General features: G+C 58.0%; 22 protein-coding genes. 9 read left to right on the top strand and 13 right to left on the bottom strand.

Annotated elements, in window-relative coordinates; all coding sequences use genetic code 11:
• Positions 1 to 125: 125 nt before the first annotated feature.
• Genes JFU37_RS00910 through JFU37_RS00900 form a run of 3 tightly spaced genes read right to left on the bottom strand, consistent with a single transcriptional unit; the run spans position 126 to position 3,367 of the window.
• Entirely contained in the window at positions 126 to 1,472 is a 1,347-nt protein-coding gene (locus JFU37_RS00910) for a glutamine synthetase family protein (protein WP_201112630.1), read from the bottom strand.
• Between the two features lie 22 nt (positions 1,473 to 1,494).
• A complete protein-coding gene (locus tag JFU37_RS00905) occupies positions 1,495 to 2,052 on the bottom strand; it encodes a helix-turn-helix domain-containing protein (protein WP_201111949.1) in 558 nt (185 codons plus the stop codon).
• 25 nt (positions 2,053 to 2,077) lie between these two features.
• On the bottom strand, positions 2,078 to 3,367 hold the full coding sequence (locus tag JFU37_RS00900; RefSeq protein ID WP_201111947.1) for an NAD(P)/FAD-dependent oxidoreductase: 1,290 nt from the start codon (positions 3,365 to 3,367) through the stop codon (positions 2,078 to 2,080).
• 194 nt (positions 3,368 to 3,561) lie between these two features.
• Between JFU37_RS00900 and JFU37_RS00895 the strand changes: the two genes are divergently transcribed.
• Together JFU37_RS00895 and JFU37_RS00890 are read left to right on the top strand one after the other, a co-directional pair.
• A complete protein-coding gene (locus JFU37_RS00895) occupies positions 3,562 to 3,966 on the top strand; it encodes a hypothetical protein (protein ID WP_201111945.1) in 405 nt (134 codons plus the stop codon).
• Positions 3,960 to 4,652 carry an RES family NAD+ phosphorylase gene (locus JFU37_RS00890; protein ID WP_201111943.1) on the top strand — a complete coding sequence of 231 codons (693 nt, stop codon included), beginning with the start codon at positions 3,960 to 3,962 and terminating at the stop codon, positions 4,650 to 4,652. The genes JFU37_RS00895 and JFU37_RS00890 overlap by 7 nt, the downstream gene beginning before the upstream one ends.
• Before the next feature lie 114 nt (positions 4,653 to 4,766).
• On the opposite strand, the gene JFU37_RS00885 is transcribed toward JFU37_RS00890, so the two are convergent.
• The 3 genes from JFU37_RS00885 to JFU37_RS00875 form a co-directional block, all read right to left on the bottom strand.
• Positions 4,767 to 6,926, bottom strand: coding sequence for a lipase family protein (locus JFU37_RS00885; protein WP_201111941.1), 2,160 nt, complete (start codon positions 6,924 to 6,926; stop codon positions 4,767 to 4,769).
• A 12-nt stretch (positions 6,927 to 6,938) separates the two neighbouring features.
• A complete protein-coding gene (locus JFU37_RS00880; RefSeq protein ID WP_342214901.1) occupies positions 6,939 to 7,790 on the bottom strand; it encodes a hypothetical protein in 852 nt (283 codons plus the stop codon).
• Positions 7,791 to 8,132: 342 nt separating this feature from the next.
• The gene (locus JFU37_RS00875) at positions 8,133 to 8,984 is read right to left on the bottom strand and encodes a hypothetical protein (RefSeq protein ID WP_342214900.1); all 852 of its coding nucleotides are present in this window, start codon (positions 8,982 to 8,984) and stop codon (positions 8,133 to 8,135) included.
• Between the two features lie 374 nt (positions 8,985 to 9,358).
• Between JFU37_RS00875 and JFU37_RS00870 the strand changes: the two genes are divergently transcribed.
• Positions 9,359 to 9,685 carry a DUF7693 family protein gene (locus tag JFU37_RS00870; protein ID WP_201111939.1) on the top strand — a complete coding sequence of 109 codons (327 nt, stop codon included), beginning with the start codon at positions 9,359 to 9,361 and terminating at the stop codon, positions 9,683 to 9,685.
• Between the two features lie 69 nt (positions 9,686 to 9,754).
• Positions 9,755 to 10,327, top strand: a complete 573-nt coding sequence (locus JFU37_RS00865) for a chorismate mutase (protein WP_201111937.1) — start codon at positions 9,755 to 9,757, stop codon at positions 10,325 to 10,327.
• Between the two features lie 113 nt (positions 10,328 to 10,440).
• Here the strand turns inward: JFU37_RS00865 and JFU37_RS00860 are convergent, their stop codons facing one another.
• Positions 10,441 to 10,827, bottom strand: coding sequence for a c-type cytochrome (locus JFU37_RS00860; RefSeq protein ID WP_201111935.1), 387 nt, complete (start codon positions 10,825 to 10,827; stop codon positions 10,441 to 10,443).
• 238 nt (positions 10,828 to 11,065) lie between these two features.
• Between JFU37_RS00860 and JFU37_RS00855 the strand changes: the two genes are divergently transcribed.
• The 4 genes from JFU37_RS00855 (at position 11,066) to JFU37_RS00840 (ending at position 16,493) form a co-directional block, all read left to right on the top strand.
• Positions 11,066 to 11,485: an organic hydroperoxide resistance protein gene (locus JFU37_RS00855; protein WP_201111933.1), complete on the top strand. Its 420-nt coding sequence runs from the start codon at positions 11,066 to 11,068 to the stop codon at positions 11,483 to 11,485.
• A 318-nt stretch (positions 11,486 to 11,803) separates the two neighbouring features.
• Positions 11,804 to 12,631, top strand: coding sequence for a hypothetical protein (locus JFU37_RS31010; protein ID WP_274609920.1), 828 nt, complete (start codon positions 11,804 to 11,806; stop codon positions 12,629 to 12,631).
• A 16-nt stretch (positions 12,632 to 12,647) separates the two neighbouring features.
• Positions 12,648 to 13,154 (top strand): peptide-methionine (S)-S-oxide reductase MsrA, encoded by a 507-nt coding sequence (gene msrA, locus JFU37_RS00845; protein WP_201111931.1) that lies wholly within the window; start codon positions 12,648 to 12,650, stop codon positions 13,152 to 13,154.
• Between the two features lie 507 nt (positions 13,155 to 13,661).
• On the top strand, positions 13,662 to 16,493 hold the full coding sequence (locus tag JFU37_RS00840; RefSeq protein ID WP_201111929.1) for an amino acid adenylation domain-containing protein: 2,832 nt from the start codon (positions 13,662 to 13,664) through the stop codon (positions 16,491 to 16,493).
• A gap of 29 nt (positions 16,494 to 16,522) precedes the next feature.
• Here the strand turns inward: JFU37_RS00840 and JFU37_RS00835 are convergent, their stop codons facing one another.
• From JFU37_RS00835 to JFU37_RS00825, 3 genes are read right to left on the bottom strand one after another with little or no spacing between them, the layout of a single operon-like run.
• On the bottom strand, positions 16,523 to 18,310 hold the full coding sequence (locus tag JFU37_RS00835; RefSeq protein ID WP_201111927.1) for a SulP family inorganic anion transporter: 1,788 nt from the start codon (positions 18,308 to 18,310) through the stop codon (positions 16,523 to 16,525).
• A gap of 49 nt (positions 18,311 to 18,359) precedes the next feature.
• A complete protein-coding gene (gene ppk2 / locus JFU37_RS00830; protein WP_201111925.1) occupies positions 18,360 to 19,181 on the bottom strand; it encodes a polyphosphate kinase 2 in 822 nt (273 codons plus the stop codon).
• Positions 19,182 to 19,239: 58 nt separating this feature from the next.
• Positions 19,240 to 19,902 carry a hypothetical protein gene (locus tag JFU37_RS00825; RefSeq protein ID WP_201111923.1) on the bottom strand — a complete coding sequence of 221 codons (663 nt, stop codon included), beginning with the start codon at positions 19,900 to 19,902 and terminating at the stop codon, positions 19,240 to 19,242.
• Between the two features lie 215 nt (positions 19,903 to 20,117).
• On the opposite strand from JFU37_RS00825, the gene JFU37_RS00820 reads away from it, so the two are divergent.
• On the top strand, positions 20,118 to 21,392 hold the full coding sequence (locus JFU37_RS00820) for a tyrosine/phenylalanine carboxypeptidase domain-containing protein (RefSeq protein ID WP_201111921.1): 1,275 nt from the start codon (positions 20,118 to 20,120) through the stop codon (positions 21,390 to 21,392).
• 63 nt (positions 21,393 to 21,455) lie between these two features.
• Here JFU37_RS00820 and JFU37_RS00815 read toward each other — a convergent pair whose 3' ends face one another.
• The 3 genes from JFU37_RS00815 to JFU37_RS00805 form a co-directional block, all read right to left on the bottom strand.
• On the bottom strand, positions 21,456 to 23,234 hold the full coding sequence (locus tag JFU37_RS00815) for an acyl-CoA dehydrogenase C-terminal domain-containing protein (RefSeq protein WP_201111919.1): 1,779 nt from the start codon (positions 23,232 to 23,234) through the stop codon (positions 21,456 to 21,458).
• A gap of 72 nt (positions 23,235 to 23,306) precedes the next feature.
• A complete protein-coding gene (locus JFU37_RS00810) occupies positions 23,307 to 25,805 on the bottom strand; it encodes an efflux RND transporter permease subunit (RefSeq protein WP_201111918.1) in 2,499 nt (832 codons plus the stop codon).
• Between the two features lie 28 nt (positions 25,806 to 25,833).
• Positions 25,834 to 26,907 carry a WD40/YVTN/BNR-like repeat-containing protein gene (locus tag JFU37_RS00805; protein WP_201111915.1) on the bottom strand — a complete coding sequence of 358 codons (1,074 nt, stop codon included), beginning with the start codon at positions 26,905 to 26,907 and terminating at the stop codon, positions 25,834 to 25,836.
• Positions 26,908 to 26,961: the final 54 nt, after the last annotated feature.

The raw sequence follows: 26,961 nt of genomic DNA, 5'->3' as shown, positions 1-26,961 counted from the left end.
CTGCTACAGATCGCATTACGGCTTAACTGATTGGCATTAGCCGATATGCTGCGAATATTTCGTAGGCCGCTGGTGTCTTCTTCAGGCCCGCCGGGCGATTGATTAATGCCATCAACACCCACCCATTACAGATACCAGCGATACTCCCGGGCACTGATCTCCTGCAGGAACGCCAGATGATCCTGACGTTTGTTCTCGCAATACACATCCACGAACTCAGCCCCCAAGCCTTCGCGCAGTTGCGGTTGATGCTGCATCGCGCGAACGGCTTCGAGCATTTCCAGCGGGAAGTCGACTCCACTGTTGCGGTCTTCGTTGAGCGGCAGGATGGGTTCTTTGCCGGCTTCCAGACCATGTTCCAGCCCCACCAGAATCGCCGCCAGCACCAGATAGGGGTTGGCATCGGCACCGGCCAGTCGATATTCGATGCGCAGGTTTTTCGAGTCCGACTCCGGTATGCGCAAGCACGCATCACGATCTTCGAAACCCCAGCTCGCTTGTGTGGCCACGTTCACCGTACCGCCCAGGCGGCGCATGGCATTCTGGTTCGGCGCGAAGATCGGCATGCTGTGTGGCAGCAGTTCCAGACACCCCGCCACGGCATGGCGTAGCGGTTGCTGTTGGTTCGCCGCCAACAGGTTTTTGCCGGCACTGTCATACAGACTGACATGCACATGCATGCCGCTGCCCGGGTGCTGCAAGTAAGGCTTGGCCATGAAGCTGGCGCGGTAGCCGTGCTTGAGCGCGACGCCACGGGTGCTACGACAAAACAGCGCGGCCCAGTCGGCAGCACGCAGACCATCATCAAGATGACCAAAGTTGATCTCGAACTGACCCGGACCCAGTTCGGCCGTAATCACGGTGGCATCAATGCCTTGAGCCCGCGTCGCCTCAACCATTTCGTCCAGCACCGGGGCAAAGCGTGAGAGACGCTCGATGTGCATGTTGGGTTGATCATCGGCATCGTCCGTCAAGCCATCCCGTGGGAACTGAGGCAAGCCGTCACGCAGCTGTTTATCGAACAGGTAGAACTCCAGCTCAAAAGCCACCACCGGATGAATGCCTTTGCGCGCCAGCCGATCCAGTACCTGCGCCAGCACTTCGCGCGGTTCGAAAACAATCGGCTTTTCGGTGCCGTCCGAAGTGATCAGCATCTGTCCCAGCGGCTGCGCTTCCCAGGTCACCGGTTTGAGTGTGCCGGGGACCAGTCGACGCAGCGCGTCCGGGTCACCGTCGTTAAAGCAGTAGTCACCGATTTTGAATAACCCGCCTTGCACGCCCAGCAGTACACAGTTCTGGGGCAGCTTGAGCGCGCTGCCGGCCGCGACTTTTTCCAGCATCTCAACGGGGTAACGTTTGCCGTAAAAATGCCCCGGGATGTCCAGGGAAATCAGGTCGACATAACGCACCTCGGGGTAGCGTTGGCGAAAAGCGCGCACTTCGGACAGCAAATCAGAGCAGGCAGCATCCATCATGGTTGTTCCTTTGTTGTTATCAGGTGTAGACCCAGAGCACTCGCGTGAGATGCTCGGTAAGGTTGCCGTAACGGCAACGGGTGTGACTGTCGAACTGAAAGCTGTCGCCGGTTCGTAACGTGACAGGGTCTTCGTCGTCACCCAGCCAGAGCGTCAACTCACCCTCGAGCACGTAGCCGCCCTGCTCCGAGCTGTCGGTCAGGTGCCTGTCACCACTGCTGGCGCCGGCTTCCAGATGACTTTCGAGCATTGAGAACGAAGCCCTCATCTTGGGCGATACCAGAATGTCGGTAATGCCGTTGGCGTAATACAACGTGCGACGCTCGTCCGGCCGGGTCACCCACGGCAGAACCTTGGGTTTGGGCAAGCTATAGAAATAGGTCGTCGGTACGCCCAGGGTTTCGCTGATCGCCGTCAGATCGGCCACCGTTGGCCGAGACAAGCCACGCTCGACTTGGGACAAAAAACCCACCGAACGACCGATCTGGTCAGCCAGGTCCTTCAAGGTGAATTTCTTGTGTTTGCGCAAATCGTGAATAAGGATCGCCAGCGCGGCGATTTCTTCTTGCTTGTTCATGGCTGGGATTCCGGTCAATGACTCATCAAATGCTGTCGCGCAGTCGGTACCAGGCTTTGCCGATGGCTTCCAGCGGCGCGGCCAGGTACTTGCCGCCGGGAAAGCTGCCATTACTCAAGCCTTGATACAACGCCAATTCATCCCCCTGGCCGAGAATCGCGTCGGCCACCGCGCGAGCGGCCGCCAGTGTCGGGAGCACGCCATGCCCGGAGTACCCCTGTAGCCAGTAACGATCACCCTGACGTCCGACGTCCGGTGTGCGGTTCAAGGTGAGGTCGATGTGTCCGCCCCAGGCAAACTCCAGATCGACACCCTTGAGCTGCGGGAAGACACGCTCCAGAAACGGCCGGGTTGCACCGGCGATGTCCTTGGGCATGCCGCCCAGGTAGGTGCAGCCACCGCCGAACAGCAAGCGGTTGTCCGGTGTGCGGCGGAAGTAGTCGAGGACAAACTGGTTATCGGTCACGCATACATTGGTCGGCAGCAACGCCGTGGCCTGCTCACGCGTCAGGGGTGCAGTAGCGACCTGATACGTCCCGACCGGTAACACGCAACTGGCCAGTTTCGGGTCGAGCCGGTCCAGATAGGCATTGCAGGCCAGTACCAGCACGTCGGCCTTAATCGCCCCGTGCTCGGTAGCCACCCGGAACCGACCGCCCTCTTCTCGATAACTCGACGCTTTGCTTTGTTCATGGATGCGACCGCCCGCACGCTCGATAGCGGCAGCCAGGCCCAACGCCAGTTTCAGCGGGTTGAGGTGAGCACCTTCGGGATCAAAGAGGCCGGCCTGATAGCGGTAGCTGGCCACCCAATTGGGCAACTGCTCGCGAGGGATGAACTGCAAACCATCATGCCCCCATTTATGACTGGCCTCGTGTTGCCACTCGGTCAACAGGCTGACCCGGCGCGACATGACCGAAGTCCACAGATGCCCAGCCCGATAGTCACAGTCGAACCCATGACGCCCCGGTAATTCACGCAACTCCTTAGCGGCCCAGCGCATTCCGTCCCACAGTCGCCTGGCGCGTTCATAACCCAATGCGGACTCCAGCGGTGGCATGTCACACGACCAGCCGAGAATGGCCTGCCCGCCATTACGCCCCGAGGCGGCCCACGCCACGCGGCTGGCTTCCAGCAGCGTCACCCGTTTTCCGGCCAACGCCAGGCGCAATGCGGTGTGCAGGCCACTAAACCCCGCGCCGATGATCACGACGTCGGTGTCGTGTTCCCCCACAAGCGCGGGCCGAGCGCTCAGGAGATTGGCGCAACTGTGGGCGTAATAGCTGGCGACATGTCGCTTGGACTGCTGAAACATTCGAGGCCTCGTGAAATTATGTTTTTATAATTTCATGAAAATTTACAGCGTAAATTTCATATATGCAATGCGCATTACATCGAAGTGATCAAGGCCAGCGCTGTATCGTCGATCTCCACTGGTCGCGACAAACTTGATCTATAGATTACTTATGCCTACATTTGAGTCTATGGATTCACATTGAGGTAGTGAACATGGCCGTTGCCCTCCAAGAACAAGCCTTTACCAAAAGCCAGTGTGTGACCGGCTTGCGCGCCGCTGTCGGCATTCTCGAAAAGTGGGCGGCGTCCGGCGATCAGGCCTGCCATATCCTGCGCATTTCCCGCAGCACCTACACCCGTGCCCGCCAGCGCGATCCCGATTGGGCCGTGGCGCTGGACTCGGACCAGATGCAGCGCATCAGTTTTGTGCTCAACATCCACGCCGCCCTGCGCCTCGTTTTCGATAACCCGGAAAACGTCTACGGCTTCCCGTCGATGGCCAACGACAACGAGTTCTTCAATGGCCGCTCCCCGCTCGAGATCATGTCTCAGGGCGATATGATTTCTTTGTATGAAACCTTTCGGCGCATTGACGTACTGCGAGGCGCGCAATGGTGAGCCTGAGCGAACTGGCAGCGTTTGCCGGTGAGCCGTTACAGGCCTATCGACTGGTCAATTCAAAGTTTCCGCCTGTTGCGTTGTTTGATGACGTCGCGGACGCAGACGCGTTTGAGGTGCTGTATCAGATACAGGCGCTGACTAACCCCAGGCTGAACAATGAAGTGGGTCGCCTTGAGTTGATTCCACGGCGTGAGATCCCGTTCGGTATTCCTGGCTGCTCATACGCGACCGCGCCTTTTACCCACGTTAACCCGGCGGGTTCGCGGTTCAGTGATGGCAGCTTTGGGGTGCTGTATCTGGCGGACTCCATGGAAACGGCGCTGGCCGAGGTGCGGCATCACCAGAGTCTGTACTGGTCGAACGTACCGAGCCTCAACTATGAGCGGTTCGTTTTTCGGGGCTTGTCCTGCTCGTTTGTGGACGCAGCGATGAAAGATGCTGCAGCCATTGCGATGACTGATCCTGTTTATGCGTCTGACGATTACACGTATTCCCGTTTGTTGGGGAGGTCCGTTAAAAAGGCGGGATGTCCCGGCATTCGTTACAACTCGGTGCGCATGCGCGGCAGTTATTGCTGGGCGTTGATGACACCAAGACCGGTGTTGTCGGTTATTCAAGCCGCGCATTACGAGATGATCTGGAATGGTCAGGTCACGAGTGTCAGCAAGATCAGTGAGGCCTGATTTTAAAAACGACCCCGGCCCAATCAAGGGACGGGGCTATTTCAATTCCAAAGCGCGGTTCACAGAATGAGTCATGCATCTTTTGTATTCCTTTAAATGCAAGGCTGGCCATACTCAGCTGATCGAATCGATATCCAGCGGCTTGCGGGCCAGCCGAAGTCCATCATCCAATTGCCTTGGAATCATTGCATACTGCTCCAAACGCCGATTTTCAGCGTGTTTGAACCAGCGTTCCACGCTACCGGTGAACTCCGGTGACTGCGCAGCGCTGCCATACACGTCAGCCAGGGTGAGGCCGTTATAGCGCAAGTTTTGCAGGCGTTTGCGGGTTCTCGTCAGCCGGTCACGCTCTTTGTACAATGCATCAATGGTGGCGCTTTCATCTTTCGTCGCGCCACGCGGTCCTTCGTTATAGCGCACCCTCTGGGCATACTCGTGAAGTTTCTGCTTGAGCACCGCGAGAGCGATATCGACAACGTCGTACTCACGTTCGGTAACAACGCTCGCGCCAGTTTCCTGGGTTTGCTGCCAGCGGCGCAAAGTCGCCCAGGCGAAAGGAATGTAACTGGCAACCATCATGTGGTCTGTGTAGTTGATCAGTTGCGCGAGCAGGCCGTCGCGCACCGGCATATCACCTTGCCGGGTCTTCTCCAGCATCGCGGTACACGCGGCCTTTTCGATGGACTCGCAATCCGGATCCCACAACACGGCCGACCACTCCTTGGCATTGAAACTTACGGGCATAAAGTGCTGCTGCCGACCGTGATGCTGATAGGGATCACCGCCGACACGCACCAGACCGGCGCCGAACACCAGCAGGCCGTACCCGCTGACGACCGTCATCGCCAGGCCCGGTACCCAGACCTTCCAGTTGGCGTTCATCCAGGGGGCCGGCACGCCGGGAACCGGGTCGTTGTTGTTGACCATGCGGTGATGGACGAGGTCGGCGGCCCCTTCAACAAAGGTTGAGTCGCCGGCGCGTGGGGCGCCGTAGGTGTAGAGGAGGATGTTGTATTTCTGCGTGGTGCTTCGACGCAGTGCTTCGGCCAGCAACAAGGCGATAGCTCCACCGAGACTGTGCCCACAAATAATTATCTTCTGGTCAACATAAAATCTGCCCAGATAACTCCGCACAAAATTACTGATCGCCTGAAACGCGCTGTAGAACCCCTTATGAACCCGCCCGACACCCTCCTCGAACGGAACCTGAAGCGCGTGTACATCCCGAACCGCGTCCTTAAGACTGGCCGTGCCGCGCACTGAAATCAGAACGACTTCGTCGTGATGACAGATAAACGCCTGGGTATCGCCGCCATCTTTCTGGTCATCGAAAAAATGCTGGTTGGCTGGGTGTTCCTGGTCCTTGCCTTTGTCCGGGTGGTTTTGCGCATACAGCGTCGGGTCGAACGGCAGGATCTCCAGGCGTTTTGAATACGGCACATCCTCGTACAACGGGTAGTACCGATCGCGCTGGTGTTTATCGATTCGCCAGTTTTCCCGGTAATTAGCCAACGCCTCGCCGAACAGATTGCCGATGCTCGGGTCCTCAGGAAAGCGCACTTTATCCAGCGGTTTTTCGCGCGGGTCCTGAGCGAAGTCGGTGTAACTCAAGGTCGCCATCAACGCCAATTGATAAAGGTTCAGCGCACAAAACGAGTCATCGGTGGACAGCATGGGCCGCAAGGCACGCATCGGCCGCACTTCCAGCACATTGTGCTGGTTAGGGCTCAGGGCGATGCCGAACGGTACCTCGGGGCCAATACCCAGCTCACTCATGGCTCGGAGCAGCGACGATTGCGGTTCATGGAAGCGCTGGACCACCGGTGGTAAATGCGCGCCTTCACGCACCAGGTCCCGCACCTCGACCTGGACAAAGACATCGGCGTCCTTGATCGCCGGGTTGTGCTCACGCCGAAATCCGTCGTCGTGGAAGAAACGCGTTTGTTCGGCGCGGAACTGGAGTTCGGTGATGGGGAGGGGGTAGTACTCTCGCTTTATCAATTGTTCATATGGTTGATCGAGTCCGTTGTATCGCTTGTCCATGATGAGTACGACAGGCCCGCGGTAATGGTTCTCTACTTTGGCAAACCCCTCACCATCTAACCGTCCGGTATATTCCTGGCCGATGCTGTCGATAACGGAATAATGCAAGCCGCCGTAGGGTTTCCCGTCGCCAAATTCATCCACCAATCGAAAGCTCGTCCAATGCCCCCGCAGTGGACAGACCAATATTTTTCCGCTGAAACAGCTGTCTTTTTGCTCCTTGATTGTCACGTTGTTGCTCCCTTATTCAGTGCAGTTGGGGTAGACGGTGCATTCGCGGCCATCCGGTAATTTGAACGGCTTGAAATCGGTGGTATTGCCGCGGCAGAACGCATATGGGTCTTCAAGACTCTTGCCCATGCAGCGTTTCCAACCTTGCGGAAAGCGGACCCAGGTGTCTTGCCCAAAAGGCCTCTCCTCGGCTGCCATCTTGAACACCATCGTCACCGTCCTGCCCGGTAGCTGATCACGCTGCAACACCCCACCCGCCATGCGTTTGACCATCTGTCCATCCGCGTCTACAGCCCGGCAGTGCAGGATTTTCACGATGTAGCGATACGGACCCATGGTGCGAAACAACCACTGGCATTGCCCTTGAAACTCCTGAATGCCAGAGGCTGGAAAACCTGGACGGTCATCTGCAAGTTCGTCGTAAAAGGAAAGGCTGGCAAAGTCGCCATCAGTATCAGAGCGGTCTGGCCCCCATCTCGCTCGCAAATTCAACCTCAAACTACTCAACGCCAACGGACAGCCACCCGCACGCGTCGTCAGCGGGATCTGAAACTCGGCCGTGCGTGCAATGTTCTGGTATTCACTGGTAAACAACTTGCGATTCGGTGCCACTTTCCCGCTTTCACGCGGCGGAGCCTCGCAGGTTTCGCCGGTGGCCGGCACATAAAAGGCATCAGCCTTGACCCTGAAATCGGCCGGCACTTCGGCCTGCAAAGTAAAGGTCTCTGCTGGTGCAAAAACGCAACCGCCAGCGGTGAGCGCCAAGATGCTGATTGCCAGTGTGCGAGCCAGTTGTCGGCGTATAAGACGCAACGACCGGCTGTTGTAGAGAACGGATGGTGTCCATCCATGGAGTGTCGTCACCTGATGCTCCTGCCAATTAACTCCGTCGAGAAACGAAGTATTAACAGGGCTATGGCCGTCATCCAGCGCTATCCGAGGGGCCTGAAAACGTTTCGGATCGGACTTACAATCGTCACTGAAATGTCTGACAGCTCCAGCCTTGCACTCGCTGAAAAGTGTGCAGAGTGTTCATGTCTGACCAAGACTGTCTCGAAGGGTGTGAAGCAACCTGCCATAGGGTTTTCCATCGCCCTGCTCGTCCACTAATCGAAAACTCGTCCAATGCCCCCGTAGTGGGCATACCAGCATTTTGCTGCTGAAACAGCTATCGTCTTGCTCCTTGACTGTCATGTTGTTGCTCCCTTATTCAGTGCAATTGGGGTAGACGGTGCAGCTTCTGCCGTCGGGCATTTTGAAAGGTTTGAAATCTGTAGTGTTGCCGCGACAGAAGGCGTATTGGTCTTCAAGGCTTTCGCCCAGGCAACGTTTCCAACCTTGCGGAAAGCGGACCCAGGTGTCTTGCCCAAAAGGCCTCTCCTCGGCTGCCATCTTGAACACCATCGTCACCGTCCTGCCCGGTAGCTGATCGCGCTGCAACACCCCACCCGCCATGCGTTTGACCATCTGTCCATCCGCGTCGACAGCCCGGCAGTGCAGGATTTTCACGATGTAGCGATACGGACCCATGGTGCGAAACAACCATTGGCATTGCCCTTGAAACTCCTGAATGCCAGAGGCTGGAAAACCTGGACGGTCATCTGCAAGTTCGTCGTAAAAGGAAAGGCTGGCAAAGTCGCCATCAGTATCAGAGCGGTCTGGCCCCCATCTCGCTCGCAAATTCAACCTCAAACTACTCAACACCAACGGACAGCCACCCGCACGCGTCGTCAGCGGCACCTGAAACTCGGCCGTGCGCGCAACGCTCTGGTATTCACTGGTAAACAACTTGCGATTCGGTGCCACTTTCCCGCTTTCACGCGGCGGCGCCTCACAGGTTTCGCCGGTGGCCGGCACATAAAAGGCATCCGCCTTGACCCTGAAATCGGCCGGCACTTCGGCCTGCAAGGTAAAGGTCTCTGCTGGTGCAAAAACGCAGCCACCAACGGCAAGCGCCAACGTGCTGATTGCCAGTGCGCGAGCCAGTTGTCGGCGTATGAGACGCAACGACCGGCTTTTGTTGAGAACGGATGGTGTCCATCCATGGAGTGCCGTCACCTGATGCTCCTGCCAATTAACTCCGTCGAGAAACGAAGTATTAACAGGGTTATGGCCGTCATCCAGCGCTATCCGAGGGGTCTGAAAGCGTTTGGGACCGAGCCTACGACACTCTCTGAAACGTCTGACATTTCCCGCCGTTCAATCGCTGAGGAGAGCGCAGAATTAAAGATCATCAAGCAGATGGCGTACGGTTACCGGGACAGCGAATTTTTTTCATGAAGATCAAGCGTGTCTTTCCCGGTAATCCGTGAAAAACCTGATTTTAAGGGTGGGATGGCCGAGTAATAGCAGTAGAAGCTCGCTGAAATTTCATCCTGTCGTCTATGCTGTGCCCCGACGCTACGCATGTCATGGCCCCACCGGAGATTTCTGTGCAACCCCTGACCGCCCGCGAGGTTTACCAGCAACTGCGAGACGCCGCCTTGGGCATTCGTCCACTACAACGCCTTGAAGAATACGCCGAACCCGGCCAGGTACAGGTCGATGTCGAGGGCTGGCGCCTGACCCTCGATATCGATGGCAATCACCTGCGCCACTGCCAACGTTGTCAGAGCCCGGACGGCCGCGAGGGTGAGTTCGACAGCTGGCAACGTTTCGGCACCGATCCGGTCAGTTTGCTCAGCACCTGGGAACTGGCACAGGTTGAGCGCCTACTGATCGAGACAGGTGATCGCAGGCTGGCGAACTACCCGCAATAGCGTGTTGTATGGATGACGCGAATCGACTTGAATGGCCATTGCCGAAAACCCACAGAAGAGAGTGTGCCGATGCCCCGCGCCCCACGCTTACCACTGCGGCTGACCTGCGCGCTGTTCGGTTTACTCGCTTGCGTTGCACAGGCCAGCACACCCTCCCCGGCGCCCGATAGTTTGCAGCCGCTGCTGGTGACGATGAATGAGCGCCTGATCATTGCTGACCTGGTGGCGCTGACCAAGTGGGACAGTGGTAAACCAATTCAAGACAGCACTCGGGAAGCCCTCGTCATCGCCAACGCCAGGGAGATGGCTATTGACCGGAAACTGGACCCGGATGAGGTGGCCGAATTGACCGCCGCACAAATCGAAGCCAACAAGTTGGTGCAGTACGGACTGCTCGCTCAATGGCAGGCGGCTGACAAAGCGCCCGATACGCCACGGCCGGACCTCGTCAATGAAATCAGGCCTCGGCTGGATGAATTGCAAAACCTTCTGTTGCAGCAATACGCCGCTTTCGCGCCCTATCGCAAGGACCCGGACTGCCCGAGCTGGCTGGGTACCGCGCGAGCCGGCCTGATCAAAGATCAATTGCATGGGCAGGCCTTGATACGCGCCTCCGGGGAACTGTGCGTCGTTGATCGCTGACCGGCACTGAGTAGTTTGCAGGACTTGGGCGAGCAAATGGGACAACGCCTGGGCGCCTATCTGGCGACCAGTAAGGCCCTATGACGTAGCATCGACTTGCGCGCGCGTCTTGATTACTGCGGCTGGAACGTCTGAAGGTAAGCCAACAGGTTCTCAATCTTTTCCGGGTCGCTGATCCCCCAGAAAATCATCCGGGTTCCGGACACCACTCCTTTAGGATTTTCGATGTACGCGGCCAGTGTTTCACGGGTCCAGACGACGCCTGATGATTTCATCGCGTTGGAGTACTGATAGTCCGTCGTGCTGCCGGCCAGACGCCCAATAATGCCATTGAGTTGCGGCCCGAAAGCCCCTCGCGCCGACTCCCCTACCTGATGGCAGCCGCCACAGGTCCGGCTGAATAGTTTCTGGCCCGCTTCAGCATCACCGACCGCGAAGGCAGGCGTGCTGAGGAATCCTGCAATGAGCAAGGCGGCAGTAAATACGGCGATAGGCTTCACGTTCTGCTCCCAATCAGTGGCTGCTTACAGACTGACGATTCTGCCGGTAAGCCGCCGGCAGCAAACCCACTCGCTGCCGGGAAGGAATTGAGGAGTGATTTGTGTCGGTCTGTATATTACCTGGCGATCTTACACAGCGTTACACAACGATTGGATCAAGACACATACGCGGTACATGAGGGTGAAAAAGTGAAGTGGCGTCATCACTCAACGCCCTTTGCCTCAACAGGAGCCACTCATGATCAATCAAATCGACACCGTGCTTTATACCGGCCAGACTCACACCACCGGAGGTCGCGACGGCGAGGCGCGAAGCTCTGATGGACGTCTGGACATCAAGCTTTCCCCGCCGGGCTCCTCAGGCAGTGGCACCAACCCCGAACAACTGCTGGCAGCCAGTTGGTCAGCCTGTTTCATCGGAGCCATGGGCAAGGCAGCGGCCGCATTGAAGGTGACCTTGCCGACCAACGTCGCTGTCGATGCCGAAGTGGACCTGGGCAAGACCGACAACGCCTTTTTCCTCCAGGCGCGCCTCAATGTCAGCCTTCCGGGCCTTGAGCCTGCTGTCGCTCGGGCCGTGGTGGACGCTGCACACCAGACCTGCCCCTACTCGAAAGCCACCCGCGGCAACATCGACGTCACGATCAATCTGGTTTAACCCCGGCACCCAGCGCAGGCTGCGCTGGGTTTCCCAGCCTAATGAACATCATGAAACTTCGCGAATCGACACCATTGGTTCAGGTCATCAGGCCAGGTCAACCCGTCCATCAACCATTCAACCATTGAAAAGCCACGGATCTATACTGCTTCAGTCAGCTATTCAAGCGTCATGCAGATTGTCGACACCCGTGCGCTTTTGTGGTGCGCCCGTGCCTATCACAACGTAATCAATCCCGAGCCAATGGGTCGTGTCGCCAAGGGTCGAACGGTGGGCTGTGCTCAATTGCTTTGCGGCTAGCGGGTGGTGGAGAAGATCATGAAATACAAGCTGTTTTCAGGCGTTTTATTTGCAGTCGCGGCAACGGTCGTGGTGCCCTCTGGCGTCACCGCTGTCTGGGCTGCAGGTGCTCAGGCATTGGCCGAGGGTGGTTCTGATCGCGTAGGTGCCAATCGGGTTGCCTCCGATGGTGCGGACCATGTTGGCGCCGGATCGGTGGCCTCTGACGGATCGGACCATGTCGGCGCCGGATCGGTGGCCTCTGACGGATCGGACCATGTCGGCGCCGGGGCGGTTGCCTCTGACGGATCGGATCATGTCGGTGCTGGGGCGGTGGCCTCCGATGGCGCGGACCATGTCGGCGCTGGAGCGGTGGCCTCCGATGGCGCGGACCATGTCGGCGCTGGAGCGGTGGCCTCTGACGGATCGGACCATGTCGGTGCTGGAGCGGTTGCTTCTGACGGATCGGATCATGTCGGCGCCGGGGCGGTTGCTTCTGACGGATCGGATCATGTCGGCGCCGGGGCGGTTGCCTCGGACGGATCGGACCATGTCGGCGCCGGGGCGGTTGCCTCGGACGGATCGGACCATGTCGGCGCCGGGGCGGTTGCCTCGGACGGATCGGACCATGTCGGCGCCGGGGCGGTTGCCTCGGACGGATCGGACCATGTCGGTGCTGGAGCGGTTGCCTCTGACGGATCGGACCATGTCGGCGCCGGGGCGGTTGCCTCCGATGGTGCGGATAAAGTGAGTGCTGCCCGTCTTGCGTATGTGTCTCGCGTTGGCGTAGGGTCGGATAGAGTCGCGACCTCTCTCATGACCGGCAATTATTCCGACCAGTTCAATACCCCGATCGGTAACCAATAACGGGAAGGACCGTACTATGACGACACGAACTGAAACAGCCATTCTGGCGGGTGGCTGTTTCTGGGGCATGCAGGATCTGCTGAGACGCTATCCAGGCGTAGTGTCCACGCGTGTGGGCTACTCGGGCGGTGACGTACCCAATGCGACCTATCGCAACCATGGCACACACGCTGAAGCGATCGAGATCGTGTTCGATCCGGCGCAGATCAGCTATCGCCAGATCCTCGAGTTTTTCTTCCAGATCCATGACCCGACGACCAGGAATCGTCAGGGCAACGATCTCGGGACGAGCTACCGCTCCGCCCTCTTCTATCTCAACGACGAGCAGAAGCGCGTGGCCGAAGACACCGTAGCCGACGCTGATGCATCCGGGCTATGGCCCGACAAGGTCGTCACGGAAATCACGCCCGCCGGCCCTTTCTGGGAGGCAGAACCGGAGCATCAGGACTACCTCGAACACTATCCCAACGGTTACACCTGCCATTTCATTCGGCCAAACTGGAAACTGCCCAAACGAGGCTAGTTACTGAATAGAGGCGAATTCTGGCGAGTCGCCGACTCAGCAGCACAAAAGCCTGGGTAACCCCTAATGCCGGTCAGTTAAGCCGTAACGCGATCTGTAGCAGCTGGCGAAGCCTGCGTTCGGCTGCGCAGCAGTCGTGAAATCAGGCAACGCAGTGTTTCAGGAAGACCTCGCGCTCAGGTTTTACGACTGCTGCGCAGCCGAACGCAGGCTTCGCCAGCTGCTACCAAGAGCGTGTTTCGCCTCAGATTTTCTTAACTGACTGGCATTAGGGTAACCCCGCCATTTCCGGACCGCGCTGGCGCCATCGGCCGCTCGGCATTAACGTTAATCCGCCTGCCTGAACCTCAATAGGCTGCTCCATGCTGTATGCTCTTCACTAAAAATTACCGCGGAGCGACGCTGCATTTTTTTGCCTCGTCCATCGATAATTTTCGTGTTATATCAATGAGGAATTTCGGGTCTCGACGTTAGCCTCGTATAGATCATACGGAGTATACAAATAACATGCAGGACGCCCGCCCCAACCCGACCCTTCCTCTGGAATATTGTTCCGAACGTCCGATTTTCATGGATTTCCTGCAACAGGTGAAACGCTCGCCTGATGCAGTGGCTGTTATCTCTGAAGACGCGACCTGCAACTATCGTCAGCTTGAAGAGATAAGCCAACGCATTGCTTGCTTCTTGATTAAAAACGGCGCTATCGAATCCGACCGGGTGGTTATTGTTTCAAGTCGCTGTGCGGGGCTGGTGTACGCAATGCTCGGTGCCTCGCGTGCCGGATTGACGTTCACCGTTGCTGACACGGCTTATCCACCTGCGCGCATCAGTCAAATTATTCAAACGCTTCAGCCTTCCTTTGTCCTGCTATGTGGTGAGGCTACTGTCGACCTCAATCCCGAACAGCTTGAGCCAAGGGCAAGAAGTTCGTCACCGCAGGTCGTTAGAATTCCCGAACGCCCCACCCAATTACTGCATGAGTTCGCCGCTGATCAACAGACGTTGCCAGAGGTCAATTCTCGTCATCCGGCCTATATCACATTCACATCGGGCAGCACCGGCGAACCGAAGGGGATTGTGACAAATCATGCGCCTTTGGTTCACTTTATTGAGTGGCACACTCAGCGCCATTCGTTATCAAAAGACGATTGCTTTTCCTTACTGTCCGGGCTTGGTCACGACCCTGTGTACAGGGACGTATTTACCCCTCTGTCCATTGGCGCGAAAGTTATTGTTCCTGCACAGTCAACCGTCATAGATCCTTCGGCGTTGGCGGCGTGGATATATAAATACAAAATATCCATCATTCACCTTACCCCGCCCTTGGGAAAACTTATTGAAACCGGGGCAAAAATCAATAAATTAAAATTCAACGATTTACGGTATCTGTTTTGGGGTGGAGATGCATTGAGCCCCACGTTATACGAACAAATACGCGTTATTGCACCCCATGCCGTTAGCGTGAATTTTTACGGTACGACGGAAACACCGCAGGCCATGGCGTATCATCATGTCGCCCCTGAAGCCGACAATTCCAGAATTCCGCTTGGCAAAGGGATTGAAGGCGCCCAACTGCTGGTCCTGAATGATTCTAATCAGTTGGTCTGCGAAGGAGAGACTGGAGAAATCCTTATACGCAGTCCCTATTTATCATTGGGTTACTGGGGTGATACCGCACAAACCCGGGAAAAGTTCGTTGTGAATCCGTTCACAAATGTCGAGGACGACATTTGTTACAGGACCGGCGACCTTGGAACTTATCTTTCAGATGGCAGTGTCAGTTTTCTAGGGCGGGGAGATAGTCAGGTCAAGATACGCGGCCACCGAATCGAACTCAGTGAAATCGAAGGTGCCCTATCACGACACCCTCGGATCAAGCAGTGCGTTATTCTGGCGAACAATGACAGTGCAAGCGTAAAGCTGATTGCCTATTGCGTTTCAACACAACCTGTTTCATCGACTGAGTTGCGTGAGCATGCCACCCAACAACTCCCGGAATACATGGTGCCAGCGTTGTTCGTTTTTCTGGACGCTATTCCACTGACGCCGAATGGAAAAATTGATAAGCGGGCATTGCCTCCGATTACCGGTAACACGGATGCGGGGGCCATCAATTCAAGCCAGGATCTATCGCCGCTCGCGCACAAACTGGCGGCTGCCTGGTCTGAAATACTCGAAGTCACGCAGGTCGATGCCAATTTATCGTTTGTGGAACTGGGTGGCGATTCGCTCTCGTTCGTCCAGGCTTCAATGATTCTTGAAGAGCTTATTGGTCATTTGCCAGATCGATGGGAAGTGATGCCCATACGAGAACTTTGTGAGTTAGCCCACACAACCAAGCTGTCAAAATTTTCAGCCCGGGTAATGGAACTACCCATTTTGTTACGCGCAACAGCTATATTGTTTATTGTTATCGGGCATTTTCATGTTTTTTCAACATGGCCCTTTTCAGGCGAGACGACGGCGTTATTTCTAGTGTCCGGCATCAGTCTGGCAAGGTTTCAATTCAAAGCGATACATGAGCGCGGCAACGTGCACCTGCTGCTAAAATCCATGGCCAGCATCGCGATACCCACAATACTGTACATCATTTTGAATCAGGTTCTGTTCGACAAAATTCGTTGGCAAACACTGCTGCTTATTTCAAACTGGTTCCCACCGGATGTCGTAGGTGTCTTTGCGTATTGGTATATTGAAGTTCTCCTGCAAATGATAATAATCATTGGATTCGCTCTGTCATTCAAGCGCGTGAGAACTCTAATAATTTCAAACCCGTTCCGCAATCTCATCGCAGCGTCATGCGCGTTGGCAGTGGCAAACATCATGATTAATGCCTATATGTTTGATGCGGCACCGCTTTATAACAGAGTGCCCCAGCACTACCTCGCGATTATGGTACTCGGAATGGCCATTCACTATGCTCATTCAAGCCTCCAGAAATGGGTTGCCAGTGCGATAGCTGTCATTTTGATAGTCGGGCAAGATATTTGGATAATCGTCGGACAGGGATTAAACCTCTCCGACATCAATGAATATATTGATATATCCCTGCCTGCCGTGCTTGCGGTGATTTGGATCAGGTCTATTCCTGTGCCAGGCATCATCGCGCGGGGACTTGCATTAATAGCCTCGTCAACACTGTTTATCTATTTAACGCATTTCCAGTTTCAGTCCCTGGCCCGTCATATCTATGACCAACCCGCGCTCGCGGTAGTCATTGCCATCGCCGGTGGGATTGGCGTTGGTTATGTCTGGAACAAGCTAGTTCGAATGGTTGTAATGCGCTGGACTGGAGGCGTAAAAAAGAGCAGTTCCGATACGATTGAGCGAGTGGCGTAAAGGAGAAACAGGAATGTTTCCAATCAAGTTCAGCGCTCTTCGTCCTGCTGCCCCGCACTCTGCACTGGATGAATCAAAAGATAGTTGCCGACTGCATCGTCGATGGTTGGAAAGAACGCCGTTACGCCCAGCCGCGCGAAAAGCCCGAATCGCTTGAGCTTGTCCTTGACCGGATCCTTCATTTCGGCCACGCACAACTTGATACCCGCCGCACGCAAGGTTTCGTCCAGCTCAGCCAACATGTCGGCAGAGGTCACGTCCACACTGGTGACGGGTTCCGCCGCAACGACCAGCCAGCGCACGGGCGTAGGCGATGCCGCCACGGCGTCCAGCACTCGGTCGTTGAACAGTTCGGCGTTGGCGAAAAACAAGGGCGCATCCCAGCGAAACAGGACCAGTCCGGGGATCAGGCTCGCGTCCGGATAACGCTGGATGTCGTGGTAGCCCTGGACCCCCTCGGCTTGCCCCAGCACCGCAGAATACGGCCGCCAGCCATCCCACAGAAATTCGATGACGGCGATCACGATGGCCAGGCCGATACCCTGAATAGCACCCAACACCGCTACGCCAATTGTGCAGACAATCGACAACCAGAACTCCCAGCGCTGGATGCGATAAATTCGTCGCAGGTCGGCGACTTCAATCAAGCCGATGGCCGACGCAATCACCACCGCTGCCAGTGCGCTGTTGGGCAAACTCTGCAACAGGTTTGGCGCCACCATCAGCAGTACAGCAACTGCCAACGCGCCGACAACGCCGGTCAACTGTGTTCTGGCGCCTGCGGCTTCGGCCACGGGAGTACGTGATGAACTGCTACTGATCGCAAAGCCCTGGAAAAATCCAGCGGCCAGGTTGGCAACACCAAGCCCCACCATCTCCTGATTCGGATCGACATAGGTACGGGTCCGCGCCGCATACACACGTGAGAGCACGCTGGTGTCGGCAAACGAGACCAGGGCGACGGCGCACCCGCCAATGACGACGGGGACAATATCGTCTTGGGTGATCCAAGGGATAGCGAACGCAGGCAAACCTTGTGGAAGAGAACCGAGGACTGACACACCGGCGCGCGCGGCAAGGTCCAGCACACCCACGGCGACGGTCGCTCCTGCCACGGCAATCAGGATGCTCGGGATTCGCTTGTTGCCTTTGAGTAGAAGGATGACGACCAGGGTGGCTGCGCCCACCATAAACGTGGTCCAGTTGGTTTTTCCTTCCATCACCGCCGTGGCGATGGCCCACAGGTTTCTCAGCGGGCCGTGGGACTCGATCGAAAAACCGAAAAGCTTGGGCAATTGACTGATCAATACCGTCACTGCAATCCCGTTCATGTACCCGTAGCGGATCGGTTTGGACAGAAGCTCCGTAATAAAGCCCAAGCGCGCGATGCCCGCCAGGATGCACACGGCTCCCGACACGATCGCCATCATGCTTGCAAGGGCGACGGCGCGATGGGGATCGCCACCCGACAGTGGCAGGACGACGGCAAGGATAACGGCGGCCAGCGAGGAATCCGGCCCCAGCACCAGAATCCGGCTAGGTCCGAACACTGCATAAGCGATTAGCGGAACGATGGTCGCGTAGAGGCCATAGATACCGGGCACACCCGATGCCACGGCATAGGCGATGCCGACGGGAACCAGCATCGTGGTGAGCACCAAACCGGCCATGATGTCGTGACGTAACCAGGCCATTTGGTATTCGCGAAGTATTCGAAGTCCCGGGAGCCAGCGACTCAAGCCGGTCTCATCGCCGGTGCCCCGACGTGCGATCCGGCCCGGTTCCGGGACGGGAGGCGAAGCATCCGAATGGCTCATTGGACGGTGGCCCTTTGGTGTAAAGCGCAGATGGGCTTAAACGCACCCTTCAGAAGTTTTCGGGAATTCGCCGCAATGGATAATCCGGTTCGCGATAGCCGCCTGGCTTCTGCCGCTTGGGCAACACCACCTTCTCACGCGCTACATCCTGATACGGGATGCGGCTGAGCAAATCAGAGAGGATGTTAAGGCGCGCTCGTCGCTTGTCGTTCGAATTGGCCACCAGCCATGGGGCATGGTCGGTATCGGTCGACTTGAACATGTCGTCACGCGCCCGTGAATAGTCATACCAGCGGCTGTATGACTTAAGATCCATTGAGGTGAGTTTCCAGATTTTGCGTCCATCCTTGATGCGCGCCTCAAGCCGGCGGGTCTGCTCCTCTGGACTGACTTCCAGCCAATACTTGAGCAGAATGACGCCCGAGTCGACGATGGCACGCTCTACAGCGGGGACTGATTTCAGGAAAGCGGCCACCTGCTCTTTAGTGCAAAACCCCATCACCCGCTCGACGCCCGCACGGTTGTACCAACTGCGATCGAAGATCACCACTTCGCCAGCCGCTGGCAGGTGCGGCAGGTAACGCTGGACATACATCTGGCTTTTCTCTCGATCGGTCGGCGCCGGTAGCGCCACCACACGAAACACACGCGGGCTGACGCGTTCGGTGAGCGCTTTGATCGTCCCGCCTTTGCCGGCACCATCGCGCCCCTCGAAGACAATGCAGACCTTGATGCCCTTGGCTTTTACCCACTCCTGCAATTTGACCAGTTCAACGTGCAGGCGGCGCAGCTGTTCAAGGTAATCCTTGTTCTTCAATTTCAGGCTTTCAGCAGGATAACGCTTAGGGGTTTTCTTATTGTCCTTTGCCATGACCAAGACCTCACCAATACGAATTGCCAATAGGGAAACAGCGTAGAAGGCTGCCTGCTTATCCGCCGAGCGCAATGATCGCGGTGATTAACACAGCACCGGTAACGGCCAACGCAATGGCGCCTAACCAAGGCTTGCCACCTGCATATTTCGCAAGCACCCAACCAGCGGAGAACAGCACCACCAGGCCGATCAGGTTAGACAGGCGTACCGCCAATGCCGTCTGATCAAGAAACAGAAACGGCACCACAAGCGGGAATGTCGAAAGCACCACCAACAGGAAAACGCCGATGGCCCCCTTGAAATCGTCCCAGCCGAGGCGCGGCGGCATCGGCATCGAGGCGTACTCGATGACGCGACGGCGCAGCGATTCCAGCTCATCGGTGCCGACCACTGCCGCGAGTCGCGGAGGTAATGCATCAGCAATAAGCGCCTGGCCGGTGGCGGCGTCGGTTGCGCCGCACAGGTTTGAGCGTAGCGTGCGGTTACGCGTGTGCTCGATCAGCGTGCGCAGCAAATACATCACCGCATCGGCGAGTCCCCACGCGAGGTTGCAACCCAGCGCAGCGATCATCATCGTGCGCTCCGCCTCCTGGCCAGACGTCGCCACGCTGATCGTTCCAGTGAAGGTCATTGCCATGAGCAACCCAAAGATGACCTCCGTGACACGCTCGACCGGGTCAAGCACACGCGCCCGTTTTGGTTCTCCAGTGTTTTGCATAAGGTCATCCTCGCCGCGGCAGCGTCAGCGTGATGCCCTTTGCGGCAGGTTCACAGGCCAAAGCACCGGACTTTTTTTCATAGGGCGATTTCAACCCACTTCAGTGTAGTTTTAAAAGACGTTTTCGCTGCTGATTCTGACTTGAGCGTTACAACGCAATGCATCGACAGCGGCTAAGCTTTTACGATTGAACCTCGCCGCCCAAGGAGACTTCTGTGAGCAGCGCTCCCCTGTCCGAACTTGATGCCGCGTTGCCCGGTCTGGCCCGCAAAATCCGCGTGCTGGATGCCCTGTCCTGGCCAGACGGGGTCGAGGAAGCATTCCTGGCGAAGTGGCGCGCCGGGCAGGCACAATTGCCCGACGTCGAGCTACGCCCGCGAGAGCACAGCGCCGATATCGCCGCCCTCGAAGCCTTTATCAGCCGCTGCGATGAGGGCCACCCCGCCGGGCGCCACCTCGCCCTGACAGCCCGCAGCTATGCCACGGCCGGGCGCATGCTCGGTGCCATGGGCACACCCGCCTTTACTCAGTATTCGTCAGCGCTGTATCGGCGCCCGGACTTCTACTACTCGAACCTGAAACTGAGCATGCTGGACGCAGCCCAGTTTTTCCTGAAGACCACCGACGCCCTTCTGGGCGGAGCGCGGATTCCACCGAGCCCGGCCGAGATCCCGGCCGATGCCTTCGCCGCCTGGATGCAGCCGGAACTGGACCACTTTTTCGGACCGGGCCGGATCACGGTCGTGCTTGATCCGACCCTGGCCGCCAAGGCCATCGCCGGGGCGAACCGCATCCGCTTGCGTGCCAGCGCCCTGTTCTCGGAACTGGACAAAAACCAACTGTTGCAACATGAGGCTTTCGTGCATATCGCCACGGCACAAAACGGTGCGCTCCAACCCAACCTGAAAAGCCTGGGTCTGGGAGCACCACGCACCACCCAGACTCAGGAGGGTATCGCGACCCTCGCCGAGCTGTTCACCGGCAGCATGGACATCAACCGCCTGCGTCGCCTCGCCCTGCGCGTGCTCGCGGTCCAGCAGGCGCTGGATGGCGCCGATTTCATCCAGGTATTTGAAGGTTTTCTCGCAGCCGGTCAGTCGCAAGAGGAATCCTTCCGCTCGACCCAGCGAGTGTTCCGCGGTGCCGACCTGCGGGGCGGTTCGGCGTTCACCAAGGATGCCGCCTACCTGACCGGGTTGCTCGGCGTCCATACCCTGCTGCGCATCGCGATCCGTGACAACCGACCCGAACTGGTGGGCTACCTGTTCGCCGGGCGCCTCAGTCTGGGGGATACCGTACGCCTGGCCCCGCTCTTCGAGTCCGGCTGGCTCCAGGGACCGGTCCATCTCCCGGCCTGGGCCAGCGACCTGCGTCGGCTCGCCGCCAACCTGGCCTTCTCCGCCTTTATCGCCCGGATCAAGCTGGAAGTACTGGATCTGGAGGTGCTCATGGCCTTCGCCGATGAGCATGAAGCCGATGCCAGCGCCTAGCCTGGATTCAGGCTAAAGGCATCACAAGGAGTGGATGTCCGGCCCAATGTCATTCATGCCGCATCAGAATTGATCGGCATGCAGCATGTACAGGCTTTCGCTACCGGCCTTGGCCGAAGCGGCTAATGAGTGGACCCGCGGCAAAAGGCGTGCGAAGAAAAAGCGCGCAGTCCCCAGTTTGGTCCTGTAAAAAACGTCTTCGTCTTGCCTGGACAGCGCGGTACGCGCCATGAGGGCCCACATGTACGCGTAAGCGGTATAGCCGAACACATGCAGGTATTCGACCGAAGCAGCACCGATTTCATTCGGGTTGGACCTGGCGCGCTCCAGCAGATCGGCGGTCATTTGCTCAAGATTGGCAATGGCCGCTTTCAGCGGCTCGGTGAATTCTGCCAGTGACGCGTCGGCGGAGTCGGTGAAGGCCTTGATCTCTTCGGCGAAGTGCTTATAGAACGCCCCGCCGCTACCGACCACTTTACGACCCAACAGGTCGAGTGCCTGGATGCCGTTGGTGCCTTCGTAGATCTGGGTGATGCGGCAGTCACGGATTAGCTGCTCTTGACCCCACTCACGGATGAAGCCGTGCCCCCCGAAGATCTGCTGTCCATGTACCGTGGTTTCCAGGGCCACGTCGGTGAGGAAAGCCTTGGCGACCGGCGTCAGCAGGTCGACCAGTTCTTGCGCGCGTTTGCGGGTGGCGGCGTCTTCGCTGAATTTGGCGGTATCCAATTGCATGGCTACATAGCTGGAGAAGGCGCGACCGCCTTCGTTCAACGCTTTCATGGTCAGCAACATGCGGCGCACATCCGGATGCACGATGATCGGGTCAGCGGCCTTGTCCAGATCGGCCGGGCCGGTCGGCGCACGGCTCTGGATTCGGTCGCGAGCGTATTCGATGGCGTTCTGGTAGGAACGTTCTCCCAGTGACAAGCCCTGGATACCAACACCCAGGCGTTCGTAGTTCATCATCGTGAACATGGCGGCAAGGCCCTTGTTCGGCGCATCGATGATGTAGCCGGTAGCGCCGTCGAAATTCATTACACAAGTGGCCGAGGCCTTGATGCCCATCTTGTGCTCGATCGAACCGCAGGACAGGCTGTTATGTTCGCCCAGCGAGCCGTTGGCATTAACCATCAACTTGGGCACCAAAAACAGCGAAATACCTTTCGGGCCAGCCGGGGCATCCGGCAGCCTGGCCAGTACCAGGTGAATGATGTTTTCGGTCAGGTCGTGCTCGCCACCGGTGATGAAAATCTTGGTCCCGCTGACCTTGTAGCTGCCATCGGCCTGCGGCTCGGCCTTGGTGCGGATGATGCCCAGGTCGGTACCGGCATGCGGCTCGGTCAGGCACATGGAGCCGGTCCAGACGCCGGCATACAGGTTCGGCAGGTACATTTCTTTCAGCGTTTCGCTGGCGTGAGCGTTGATCGACAGGCAGGCGCCGGCAGTCAGCATCGAGTACAGGCCGAACGACAGGTTGGCCGAGTTGAGCATTTCTTCGACCTGGGCGGAAATCACCTTGGGCATACCCATGCCACCGAACCGGGAGTCCCCACCGACACTGGTCCAGCCGCCTGCGGCGTAAGCCTGGTAGGCCTCCGGGAAGCCAGCCGGGGTCTTCACTGCGCCGTTGGTCCAGGAGCAGCCTTCTTCGTCGCCGCTGCGGTTTAACGGGGCAATGGTACCCGCGATGACTTTGCCGGCTTCTTCGAGGATGGCGCTGGTGGTGTCTTCGTCCACTACGTCGGCCAAGGCCGGCAGTTGGGACCACAGTTTGGAAACTTCGAACACTTCATTGAGAACGAAGCGCATATCGCGCAGGGGAGCTTTGTAGTCAGCCATTATCGAATCGCTCGGAGGGTGTTTGGGCATCGCCCGATTTCGGAATTTGTTATCGGCAATAGGATAAGAACACTAGGGGACTTCACCTTGACCGGGCAGGACAACGGAGGTTGCTGGCTGCGTGACGATTCCGTGCTTGCGCCGTTCGCCATTCAGAAGGAAGTACGACAGCGCCGGAATCAGGATCAGCGCTCCGAGCATGTTCCACAGGAACATGAAGGTCAGCAGGATGCCCATGTCGGCCTGGAACTTGATCGGCGACCAGGCCCAGCAGATGACCCCGGCAGCCAGAGTGATACCGACCAGGCCCACTACCCGTCCGGTGAATGCCACGGCATTGCGGTAGGCTTCCGACAGCGACAGGCCCTGGCGTTGATACTGCAGTTGCACACTGAGCAGGTACAACGCGTAGTCCACGCCGATTCCGACGCCCAGGGCGATGACCGGCAGGGTCGCCACCTTCACGCCGATGCCCATGACCACCATCAAGGCTTCGCAAAGAATCGAGGTCAGCACCAGCGGCAGCAAGGCCACCAGCGTGGCGCGCCAGCTGCGGAAAGTGATCAGGCAAAACAGGGTCACCGCCAGGTAGACATACAGCAGCATGGTGCGGTTGGCCTCGCGCACCACAATGTTGGTCGCCGCCTCAATACCGGCGTTGCCGGCAGCCAGCAGGAACTGGCGATCCTCGCTGCTGTTTTCCTTGGCGAACTGATCGGCGATGGCCACCACGGCGTCCAGGGTCTCGGCCTTGTGATCCTTGAGGAAGGCGATCACCGGCATCACCGAACAATCGGTGTTGAACAGCTCCGGAGCGTTGACCGAGGCCTGTTGCGCCGCGTAGTTCAGCACGTTCTGATTGCGCTGGATGCTGTTGAGCTTGGGGTTACCCTCGTAGGTGCCCGCGGTAATCTGGCGTACCGCATTGACCAGTGACACGGTGGCCTGCACCCCTGGGTGTTGCTGCAGTTTCCAGGCCAGGCGGTCAGCCAGTACCAGGGTCTGGTAGTTCAGGCAGCCTTCCGCCGGGGTTTTGATCATCACCGCGAACAGGTCGCTGGACAGCGCGTAGTGGCTGGTGATGTAGGCGTTGTCACGGTTATAGCGCGAGTCAGCGCGCAGCTCCGGGGCGCCGCTGTCGAGGTCGCCGATCTTCAACTGCAGGCTGACTACGAAACCGCCGACACCCAGCAACACCGCCACCAGCACGGTGCCGATGGCCCACTTGCGCGTGGTGAAACGGTCGAGTAAATCCCACAGCTTGCCAAACCCCCGACTCTGCGCGGCGCGAGTGTCGATCTTCAGCGCCCGCTCGGCCGCCTTGCGCCCGACGCCGATGTAAGACAGCGCCACCGGCATCAGCAACAGCGAGGTGAAGATCAGCACGGCCACACCGATGCTGGCGGTGATCGCCAGGTCCTGAATCACCGGGATATCAATCAACATCAGGACGGCAAAGCCCACCGCGTCGGCCAGCAACGCGGTGACACCGGCAATGAACAAGCGACGGAAGGTGTAGCGTGCGGCCACCTGTTTATGGGTGCCACGGGCGATGTCCTGCATGATGCCGTTCATCTTCTGCGCTGCATGAGACACGCCAATGGCAAAGATCAGGAACGGCACCAGGATCGAATACGGATCGATGGCATAACCCAGCCAGGCGACGATGCCCAGCTGCCAGACCACCGCGATCAGCGAACAGCCGACCACCAGCAACGTGCTGCGCACACAACGGGTGTAGAGGTAGATGATGACCAGCGAGGTGACCACCGCCAGGCCGAAGAACATCATCACCTGGATCAGACCGTCGATCAGGTCACCCATCAGCTTGGCGAAGCCGATCACCCTGACCTTGTACTTGCCCGTGCCCTCCACCCCGGCCTTGTGTGGGGTGCCGCTGGCGAACTCGATCTTGTCGCGCAGTTTTTCTTCGAGCATCCGCGAAAACTGATGGTAGTTGAGGCTCTGGCCAGTGGCCGATGTTTTGTCCAGCAGCGGCACGACCAGCATGCTCGACTTGAAATCGCTGGCGACCAGACTGCCGACGATGCCGGCGCGGTTGATGTTCTGGCGCAGCTGTTCAATGTCCGACGGCGAACCCTGATAACTGTCGGGCATCACCGGGCCGCCCTGGAAGCCTTGTTCGGTAACTTCGGTCCAACGCACCGCAGGACTCCACAGCGACTTCATCCAGGCGCGATCAACCCCTTCGGTGAGGAACAGTTCGTCGTTGACCTGTTTGAGGACCGTCAGGTAGTCCGGATCGAAAATATCGCCCTGAGTGTTTTCCACCACCACGCGCACTGAATTGCCCAGCCCCCGCAGCGACTGGCGGTTCTCAAGGTAGTTCTGGATGTACGGCTGACTCTGCGGAATCATCTTTTCGAAGCTGGGGCGCAGCTCCAGTCGAGTCACGGCCATGTAACCCAGCACCACGGTCGCCAGCGCCATGAGCAGCATGAACAGCGGGCGATGGTTGAACACCAGCCGTTCCAGCAGATTGCCGGAGCGCCGGTCGAAGTCCGGCAGTTCGCGGATCACCGGCATGGTGTCTTGCTTCAAATTGCCCATGTCTGGGTACTCGCTCTAATTCTTATCGTTATTCGATGGACAGCGTACGCACGCCACGACTGCCGACCAGCACCAGCGCGCCATTGGCGGCCAGGGTCGCGCCGGCCACCGGTGATTGTTGTGCCTGTGGCATCAGTTGCAGCGGGGCATTGCCGTTGCTGCTCCTGAGCATGTGCCCGGCCTGGGTGAACAGCCGGAAATGGCCATCGACGTCCAGCGTGGCAGAAGTGATGCTGACCTGCAGACCGCTTTCGAGCCGGGTCCAGCTGAGGCCGCCGTCGGTGCTGCGAAACACATGACCGCGCAGACCATAGGCGAGTAGTTCGCCAGGCTGGCCGACCACACCGAAAAAGCTGCCTTGATAAGGTGTCTGCAGTGCCACGAAACGCTGCCCGGCTTCGTCCCATTTGAGCAGCAGGCCTTGTTCGCCTGCGATGTAGAGCGCATCACCCGTTGAGGCAATGGCGTTGAGGTGAAAACCCTGTGGGTTCTCGGTGCGGTCCTGAAACGGGGTCCAGTGCTGCCCGCCATCCTCGGTGCGTAGAATCAGGTTGAAGACACCAACCGCATAACCGAGCTTGTCATTGGCGAACCAGACGTCGAGAAACGGCTTGTCGGCGCCCTCCTCGATCAGCCGCTGGCTGTCGGCGGCCAGCCCGGCCCATTGTTCGTTATCCGGCTCGGCATTGGCCAAGGCGGTGTAATGCTTGAGCATCAGCTCGCCGATCTGGCGGCCATCGAGCTGCTTGCTCCAGGTCGCGCCGGCATCGCTGCTGTGCAACACCACGCCATCGTTGCCCACTGCCCAGCCCTGCTCGGCGGTGGGGAAACTCACGGCATTGAGGTCAGAGCTGACCGGCACGACGGCCTGCTGCCAGTTCCGGCCTTCATCATCTGAATAAAGAATGTGCCCGCGCTGACCCACCGTGACCAGACGCTGTCCCGCATGGGAAACGCCCAGCAAAGGACTGCGCACGGCCAGGGCACTCGGCTGGGCCGGCAGATCCAGCACGTCAACAAAGCTGGCTGCCTGAACGACGCTCTGCAGCGTCAGCATCACGACCAGCGCCAGCTTCACGATTTTCTTATTGTAGGAGCACATAGCGCGCCCTCATGGCAAAAGGCGCCGGTTTGCACACAAGCACAACCCGGCGCA

The sequence above is a fragment of the Pseudomonas sp. TH41 genome (genome assembly GCF_016650695.1).
Classification (GTDB): Bacteria; Pseudomonadota; Gammaproteobacteria; order Pseudomonadales; family Pseudomonadaceae; genus Aquipseudomonas.
This window is presented reverse-complemented; position numbering and strand designations above follow the sequence as displayed.